The sequence below is a fragment of the Acaryochloris sp. IP29b_bin.137 genome (genome assembly GCF_028285745.1).
GTDB lineage: Bacteria > Cyanobacteriota > Cyanobacteriia > Thermosynechococcales > Thermosynechococcaceae > Acaryochloris.
This window is the reverse complement of the sequence record NZ_JANQOP010000272.1, coordinates 1-8,823: the sequence shown is the minus strand read 5'-3', so window position 1 is coordinate 8,823 and position 8,823 is coordinate 1. Positions and strand designations below refer to the sequence as shown.

Here is an 8,823-nt window from a genome sequence, read left to right as displayed (position 1 = left end):
GCTTCTTTTTGGAGGATAAACGCGCCGACGTGATGTTCTAGGTCAAAGTCGATGAATTCGGAGAGGTGGATCTCGTCTTCAAATCCATTGAAGTCAATTTTGGTTTTTTTGGTTTTTACCTTTGCCATGTCCAGGGGGTTCCGTAGTGCTGTTTGAGTCTACGGATTTGGCAATGGGTTGCACAAAATTTGCTTACAAGCGCCCACCATATCCACTTGTAATCTAGTCTCTGCAGAACTTATAGGGAACTCAGTTAAAAACAACCTGTAGTTTGATTGAGTTCCGGTATTGTATGTAATTAACAATTCTGCTCAATAGTTACCAATTCCTTTGCATTTAACGCAAACCTATTTAGTTAAACTGCAATATCAGAATTGTTAGATCGTCATTAATTATTAACAGTATTTTTCTTAAACTCAATTGGTTTCGTTGTTTTTCCTAGACATAGATCCTATGTCATCTTCCATTTTTGCTGGTGACGGAAACGGATTAAAAGGGGGAGAAGCATGCATCTTTATCTCAATATCTTTTGCTTTTATCTGCTCCACACCTGGCGACAGTAACAAAATAAGTAATAGACTGGCAACAAAAATATATACACTCCACTCAACTCTATTTTTCCATACAAATAAAGGATGAAATAAAATAAATATTACTATCAGAATCAGCATTGTCAACGTAAATATAGCGACAAACTTTTTCATCCGGCGATTTAGATACAGAGATGATTGAAGCCACCATTTTAATGGAGAGGGTTTAATTTGAATCCAGCTTTGCTTTAGAAGTTTCCTGGCTGACTTTGCAACCATAGAACCTGGATCTTTTTGGATACATTGCTCTAACTTATCGATTGCTGTGGAGTAATCTTTGTATCGAGAATAGGAACAGCCAAGATAATATAAGCTTTGTTGACAGATTTCACAATCACTATTTGATTTAGAGGAGTTTTGGGGTGTAGATCCTCCTATTTGAGTGGCTGAATCTTCTTCCCTGCTCATCAAATTCTTATCTTTAGATATATTGCGTTCGTGGTAGTCTTCAGAAATCTCCTTCAACCTTTCTAACCTTCTGATTAAAATATGTAATAGTTTTCGCTGAGTTCTTTCATCAATATCTTTTGAGAATTCTAGTTGTAAATAGAGACAATACGCATCCCATAGAAGAAATTGTGGCTCACCATCAGTAGAAAAAGCTTGATTAAATGATGTCATAGCTCCTTGGTAATCTTCTTGCTCAACTTGAATTTTCCCTTTCAAGTCCCAAGCTGCAGAGTCATAACAATCATGTTCTATGGCTTTCTGAATACAATTTAGAGCCTGATCAAAGTCCCTTAAATAGTAGTAAACCAAGCTAATGTTATACCATGTTTGAGCTGTCCTGAAATTTTCATTGATTCTGAGGTAAGCCTCAAGGGCTCTTCTATATCGGCCAAGCTCACACAAGGTAACTCCTAAATTGTTAAAAGCCTCAACACAGTTTGGATCATTTTGTATAATTGTCTCGTATATATTTTTTGCCTCTTCAAAATATTTATTTACACGAGCATTTTTACCCTCTATAAAAAGTTGATTTATGCACTTACTTTCCTGTTTGACCATTGACCTATTTGCATTAAATGAATAAACAATTGGTTGTGATATGCCTTTACCTACATCCAAAGCTATGGTTGTATAACAGCATGACTTACAACATTTTTAGCAAAAATTTTTCCAGACCATATGTAAGTAATATTTAATTCTGGGTATTTATCACAGTTTAATTTAGCTAGGGTAAATAGCTGTAAAGAATTCAATTATTACATATCTCTTCTAGCCATTTTTCTCTATATACCTAATAGCAACTGGGTATAGTTTGTAGCCACAATACCCTTGCAAACTTGGCTCGATATATCATGGCGAATATCAACGATGACTACCTCACCAGTAATGCATTCCTGACAAGCTGAACAAGGCCAGAGAAAGTCAAGCTCTACGCCTGGCAGGGTTATTTCATGTTGTGTGCAGAAAAACTAGGATATTACAACCTCGTACTGGAGTAATAATGAGTACCCTAATTGACGTCTTCAAGGAAGCTTCTGATTTCCGTAAATCCCATGGTAGATCGGAGCTACATTAGGTCTGGGTTACCAGTCCTTATTTGCTCGTCTCCTTAAGTTGAAGCTCAAACCTTTGCTCTGGGGTTAGCTTGAGGTCGTACCATTTGGGAAGTTTGTAGCCTAGTTGAGTGATGGCTTTGATATCGTCATCCTTAAGCTCAGTCATACCTGGGCCGACATATCGTGTAATGCCATCTAGCCAGGATTGAGCCGTCACATTGAGATCCTCTGCTGCTTTAAACATGGTGGCCCAATAAGCTTTCTTCATCACCAGCCTTACTTTTGGGTCAAAGGATTTAGGGAGTGGTTCAATCCTCATGGATCGGATGGTGGGCTTGCAGCCTTCAAAGGGATCCAGAACCATCACGGCAACATCGAGGTTAGGATACACAGGGCCAGCATCCCGATCATGCCCAGTCTCACTTTCAAGGTCGATTTTCATACCCTTCGGTAGCCTGATGTCAGGGGTAGGTTCTGGCTTAGAAAAGTCATATTTGTAGGCAATCAGAGAGTATTGCTTGACCTTGAGTATTTCATCAACAAAGACGCCCCTTGACCACAAACATTTTTCGGTGGGATGTTTCGGTTCCTTGTCCTCAACCAGTTGAACCTTTGGCTGCTTTGCTTTAGGTTGTGCTTTGGGCTTTTCCTTTTTATCAAGCAGTGTCATCCCTCCCAGAACTACGATCGCAAGGGTGAGACCAAATAAAATCTTTCCTTTTTTATTCATGGATTTTCCCTCAAAACGTTGCTATGGACCTGAAGGTGGTAGGTAATGGATTGGATTCACTGGCTCACCTCCAATTCTCACTTCAAAATGGCTATGGGGTCCGGTGCTAATTCCGGTACTACCCATCAGTGCAATGACTTGCCCTTTCTTAACGGGTTGACCTGGGCGAACGAGCAACCTTGAGTTGTGCCCGTAAAGTAGGACATGGCCCGTGCATTCAACCCGCAGCATCACGGTATAGCCATAACCCCCTCGTCGTGCTGAGTAGATAATTTCACCCCCCTCTCCGGCAATAATCGAGGTTCCTATGGGAGCGGCCACATCAACCCCTGCATGCCAGCTAGAACCAATACCACCAGGGGAACTCCGTTGCCCAAAACCTGATGTAAACAATCCCTTTGCAGGCCAAAGGTAGGTCGGCCTTGAGCGGTTAGCATCAGCACATTTTCCCGGATCACCAATGCCACCACTATTGCTGCCAACTGGGGAATAAAGTGGTGGGACACCCGTGCTAGATCCAGGGGGACCAACCACAGACGGATCAAAGCCAAAAGGAACCTTGCCAAAGTCCGTTGGGTTAACCCCCATCCAAATCACTCCGTCTATCCCAACGGAATACAGGGGAAACGGGCCAATGTTATACCCCGTGCAGCCTGCTAGAAACTCGCAGAGCTGGAAATAAGCAGAGAAAGAGGCTTTATCGGTACTCTCATCGGTTTTAGTCAGCACCAGCTTGAAGGGGCTTCCCGGTCCAAATGGGAGTCGCCCCGTGGGTTCTTTGTTGCCGAATATCGCCCCCAAGACGCCAGAACCGCCCCGTACTTTCTGGTGCTTGCCATTGATCCACCGTTTCCCAGCCATATTGGTGCTAACAAAATCTTTCAGCTCCACATGACCGCAAGCCTGCTGACGAGCAAAGGGACAAGGGGTATTGAACTTGGTCTTTTCCTTGTCTGAACCCGTGACCGTATTGTCAACGCCTTTCTCAGCCCGGTCTAGGATCAGATCCGCTTTGGCAAACAGGGAAATAGCAGCCAAGGAAGTATTGGCTAGCTGGGCGGGGTATCGAGCAAAGGGGACTGCACTCAAACCCGGTATTGCACCGATGGCTTGGGATTCCCATTGGTTGAGCTTGTTGATAACGGCGTCTTGAACCTTTTGGATGTCCTGCAATGGCTTTTCAATCCCCAGCTTTTGAGCAAGGGTTTTTGTCCCTTCTCCTTGGCTGATGGCTTCACCCACGGTATTGCCATCGATCAGGACGTTATCGAGAAAGTCTGGATCGTTGTTAGTAGCATCTGCGGCTTGCTCTAAGGTTGAATTTGCCAGTAGGGGAAAATCCTTGAGGATCAACCCATCAAGGTTAATGCCACTCTCATTCAGGATTTGACCAAACGTAAACTCACCGACTCCTGTTTGCTGGATGGAGCCAAGGGTGATGATGTCTTCTGGTCGAGTCCCCGCAGTCCATGAGACGCCAGGGAAGCCATAGGCAGATTGAATAGAGCCGCTTTCTGTAATGGCTCCAAAGTCAGCGAACGATGGGTTGTATTGCAGCCCTGCATCCGTTCCGAAATGCTGACCAAATAATAGGGGTGCAAGGATTAAGCTTTGTAGCATGATGATGCCCTCCGTCCTTGCTTATGAGTCGGTGAACATCGATGAGGGATTTTCCAGTCCCCCATACAGCAGGAGAATCACCCCAGTTTTTTTGAAGGTCTTTAGTTTTCTTCTGGGAACGACAGCCTTGATTGCAGCAGGTAGCTCTTGCTTTCTCCGCACTCTGGCAATGATGGATTGCCAACGTCTGTAGGTGTAGGTGTTGTAGTTAATCTCGCCCTTGAGGTTTGCTTGTTGTAGCCCTCTAGTCAGATGCCAAGCGACTTTGGAGGAGGACGGTTGTACAGGGGCTTTTGCAGTTTTAGTGGTCTTGGGTTTTGGCGCGGGAGCCTCGATGGTGGGAACAGGGATGGGATTCGATTTAGAGGAGGATGTCTGAGAGTCTTCCTTGGGTTGGAATCCATACAGATTCTCAAAACTTCCCTCGATCACGTATTGATTGGAAAATAAGACTTGAGGCTCAGTTGGATCCGCTGAAACTTTCGCCTTGGGAGCTGCAATCACTGGATCATTGGACTTGATTCGCTGTTTGGGTCTGCGGGCGGCAATGGCACCTCGGATGACTCCTGTATCAAAGCGATTGGGGCAGGTATAGGCGATATTGAACCGCAGCAATTGTTGAGAGGTCGTGAATACTGTCAGGAGGGTTTGTGGAGCCTTGGGGATACCCCTAAAGTTCAGTTGCTCAATTCGTTGCAGGTGGATCAGTTGGGCGGGTGATTTGCTGATCTCTCGGGTTTCAAAGGAGACGTGGACCTGGCTAGGATCATCAATCTTGGCCCAGGCCACACCTCCAGGTATATCCAGAAATGAAATGTTATACCCTTTGCCAGGGCAGACGTTGATGGTAGGGGCAATCCCTTCTGTGGCATCGGCTAGGCTGATACTTTGAACGGCGGCCAATACCGACAATGGGGTAAGGATGATCGCTGTTGTGAGGAGTAAGGTTATCTTCATTGGGTTGACTCCGATGGACCTATGAGAGTCTACGGATTCAACCCAATGTCAAGGATATGACCTTGAGGGGTGTGACGACGTGTTAGCTGTTTTTGAGCGCTTCGGTGTTATTAGACCTTATCGGTAACAAGAGAGTCCAAATGCTCTCAAAGCCTTATATAGAAAGTAGTTGAGGTTAATTTTTACCACTCCCTAAAAGCCTCGTATAGCAAGCCTTCTACTGTTTCCGATTAAGTCAATTGAAATGAAAAGTTTTGCATCACCCATGTCATAGAATTTATAATTCTAGTCAAAATGTCCCGTTTCATTTGGGTGCAACCTGATATTTAGATGGTGCACAGATTCAGGAAATAACCACAGTTATGAATAGAAAGAAGTTTTGGTCAGCCCTAAATCAACCTTGACTATGAGCAAATACAAACTCATTGGAAGAGTAAAACATCAGCTAGCACAATGTTCACAGTAATACCCTCATAGCTCAACAGTTGCAAAAGTCTTCAGTGGATTCCTTTCAGATTCTATTGGGTACAAATTATTGCTTCTTTAAAATCATCAAGCTCCATTTAGGTAGGTTAATACCTTGCATTCGTCCGCTTGCATCTGTTTCTGGAGAAAAGTTGGAGTCAGAATTGCCCGAGCCTGTCCATCCCCCGTAGTTCACATATTGAGAGTTAAAAACTTCCCTCCAAGAACTGTTTGGTGTGTTTGTATTGAACTGATACTCTCTCCTCTGCCATTGACCATCTGAAATGTTAATGGTGATGAGCATGACATTACCCAAACCATCCCAACGCTTGTATGCGTAAACACCATTATCATTATCAACATGAACTAATTGGCTATCACGGTTTGGATTTCGCATAGCAATATATCGAGAACGCAACTCATTTATATGCTTAACCATCAATATGTACTGTGCTTCGGATGAGCTTGCATCAGGTTCCCAAACGAAAGGGACACGATTCGCATCAGCATTTGAAGCATTGTACCCATTAAAGCTATCCCAACGTCTCTCCGTCATATACTCAGTGCCCATGAACATCATCGGCACGCCAAAAGCACAGGCATTTAAAGACCAAGCTAGTCGCATTTTCATGCGAGAGTAATCACTAAATGGGCCACCGACCCTGTTGATTGCTGCTGCTGCGGAATCTTTATTTTGCATCCAAATTTCATCATGGGAACCCAATACATACTTGATAGCAGTCTCTGGCAAACCATTATGATTCGTTTCAAATGCATCTCTTAAAGCACTAAAACTACCTCTGATAGGCTGTGATATTGCTCCGCCCATACCACTATTGAAAGCTCCTTTATCCCAACCAGCATTACAACCAATGTCACCAATGATGTAAGGGAAGGGATCGTTAGTGAGGTGTTCTGCAGAGATAAACTTCTCGTAACGTCTGTTTTCGACAAGCAACCGACCAACAATTTCCTTGAGGGCATTGCGAGGAATTGTAGTTGTTGCATCTAAGCGAATACCATCGATGTGATATTCAGAAAAATACATTTGAATGCAATCAAAAATAATATTTCTGATTTCTGGTCTATCAAAGTCTGGATCTGGACCCCAGTCACTCTGACCAGGAAATAGTATGTGGTTAGACCAAGGCGCATTATCTCTGCTGTACCATCCCTTAATAAAAGGTTGAGAGAAGGATGATTTTGATGGATCGTTTGTCAAGTGGTTAACTACCACATCAAAAATAATGGCAAGACCAATCTTGTGAGCCTCATCAACAAGTATCCTTAGGTCTTCTGGAGTACCATAGGCAGACTCAACAGCAAAGAAAAAACTGGGATTATAGCCAGCATCTGTTGCTCCATTTGCCTCATGAATAGGTAAAAGTTCTATAGCAGTGAAGCCCATAGCACTAATTTTTTTAAGCCGTTGTGCCACAGCCAAACGCTTGTCCGCAAGATTTATTGTTCCTAGAGTAAATTGCTCGTAATCATCTTCATTCTCTGGTCTAAAAAAGGTTCCCCAATGAACTTGATAAATAATATAGCGTCGAAAATCCCTCCGTTCGCGGGCGTAGTAGTTATCATATTTCCATTCAAAAGACTCCCAATCCACAACAAGTGCTATTGAATCATTTACGTCTGGCTCCCGTTGTACCGTATCCCTTGCTATCGGATCTGCTACCCAATCATTTTTCCCATCAAGTCCAACAACATAAAATCTATACTCGTTGTCCTTTGGTGTCGTTGGTGAATACTTAAGAGTTGGTGTGTAACCGTACCAATATCCAGAATCACTGAGCTCAGTTAGAGCAAATCCTATTTCTATGGGATCTGGATTATCAGAAGCATCTTTTTCAAAATCATAATTATTAAATGTACCGAGTACAAATACTTCACGAACGCGAGGCAACCAGAATTTAAAGAATGTTCCTACTATTTGTTCGGTATTACTATCCCGAACCACAGTTGCACCAAGCCCTGCGAAATCGTGATTAACATTAGACAATTGCGTGGGAGATGCAAATACCATAATTCCTAACGTGTGTGATGTGACAAATACGAATGAAAAATCGAAGCAGCAAATTTACAGCCTAACACCCTCGTTCACCGGGCCGCGACAATTTTTGAGTGCTTCGGTGTCATTGAAATCTTAACGACCAAGTTTCACCGGGCAGTGGCGAACGATTTACGAAAAATCAAGTTTTACGCTACTGCAACACTACGTTTCAACGCTTTGTTAAGCTGCTGAGCGATCCTCGCCGACCGAGCAGTGAATACAGTCAGCTGGAACAATACGACTCACGATTACACGTATTGGGAGAAGAATTGCCAGATAAGATCCTCTGCATTGATCTGACGAGTAGATGGCCCAAGGGTCAAGCCAAGTTGCTGCAGTACGGCATCGAGATCGGGAGGTGTATCGTGCCCCGGCCAAGTGTGACCACCGCCGGTAATTAAAACGTTGACAACCTGTGCTCCTCCAGTTGAATCGGGTGGGTAAGTCGTTTTCTCTACACTTGTCCCATCGATTGCCGGATCCTTAATTGTTACAGTGACAGCATTACTGTCGTCCTTCGCCTGGTTCCGCGCTCGCCAGATATCTATGGTATCTGCGACCGACTTACATATTCTTCCTGTGGCATTGCTACCTCTAGTTGGTATGACCTTATCCTCAGAACCGTGGAAGTGGATGATAGGTATTGGATAGTTTTCATGCTGAGAACCTACATCAATTGCTAGGGTTCCACTCACTGTCGCCATCGCCGCAATCTTGTAGTCCGTGTTACTAAGTTCGTGCGCAAGTCGATGAGCCAGCATTGCGCCGTTGGACATCCCAGTCAGAAAGATTTTGTTCTCATCGATCTTGGTAAACTTTTGCTTAGCAGCATCAAGTAACTTCTTGACGAAATCGATATCATCACCAGACGGAGGTCCATCTATTCCACAGCATGTA

The 8,823-nt window shown here is 43.8% G+C and carries 5 protein-coding genes and 1 pseudogene; all 6 read right to left on the bottom strand.

Annotation, left to right across the window (positions count from 1 at the left end; all coding sequences use genetic code 11):
• Window positions 1-416: 416 nt before the first annotated feature.
• Complete coding sequence (locus Q0991_RS19340; protein WP_299491592.1) at window positions 417-1,598, bottom strand: tetratricopeptide repeat protein; 1,182 nt, start codon at window positions 1,596-1,598, stop codon at window positions 417-419.
• 534 nt (window positions 1,599-2,132) lie between these two features.
• Window positions 2,133-2,825: a hypothetical protein gene (locus Q0991_RS19335; RefSeq protein ID WP_299491590.1), complete on the bottom strand. Its 693-nt coding sequence runs from the start codon at window positions 2,823-2,825 to the stop codon at window positions 2,133-2,135.
• 21 nt (window positions 2,826-2,846) lie between these two features.
• Entirely contained in the window at window positions 2,847-4,445 is a 1,599-nt protein-coding gene (locus Q0991_RS19330; RefSeq protein ID WP_299491588.1) for a M23 family metallopeptidase, read from the bottom strand.
• A gap of 21 nt (window positions 4,446-4,466) precedes the next feature.
• Window positions 4,467-5,402 carry a hypothetical protein gene (locus Q0991_RS19325; protein WP_299491586.1) on the bottom strand — a complete coding sequence of 312 codons (936 nt, stop codon included), beginning with the start codon at window positions 5,400-5,402 and terminating at the stop codon, window positions 4,467-4,469.
• Window positions 5,403-5,934: 532 nt separating this feature from the next.
• Entirely contained in the window at window positions 5,935-7,899 is a 1,965-nt protein-coding gene (locus Q0991_RS19320; RefSeq protein WP_299491583.1) for an alpha-amylase family glycosyl hydrolase, read from the bottom strand.
• 275 nt (window positions 7,900-8,174) lie between these two features.
• Window positions 8,175-8,823, bottom strand: a pseudogene (locus tag Q0991_RS19315) (alpha/beta hydrolase fold domain-containing protein); the annotation flags it as partial.

What these genes read in the sequence shown, in the direction of transcription:
- Q0991_RS19340 (WP_299491592.1), bottom strand. Translation starts at nt 1,598, where the DNA reads ATGGTCAAACAGGAAAGTAAGTGCATAAATCAACTTTTTATAGAGGGT.
- Q0991_RS19320 (WP_299491583.1), bottom strand. Translation starts at nt 7,899, where the DNA reads ATGGTATTTGCATCTCCCACGCAATTGTCTAATGTTAATCACGATTTC.
- Q0991_RS19325 (WP_299491586.1), bottom strand. Translation starts at nt 5,402, where the DNA reads ATGAAGATAACCTTACTCCTCACAACAGCGATCATCCTTACCCCATTG.
- Q0991_RS19335 (WP_299491590.1), bottom strand. Translation starts at nt 2,825, where the DNA reads ATGAATAAAAAAGGAAAGATTTTATTTGGTCTCACCCTTGCGATCGTA.
- Q0991_RS19330 (WP_299491588.1), bottom strand. Translation starts at nt 4,445, where the DNA reads ATGCTACAAAGCTTAATCCTTGCACCCCTATTATTTGGTCAGCATTTC.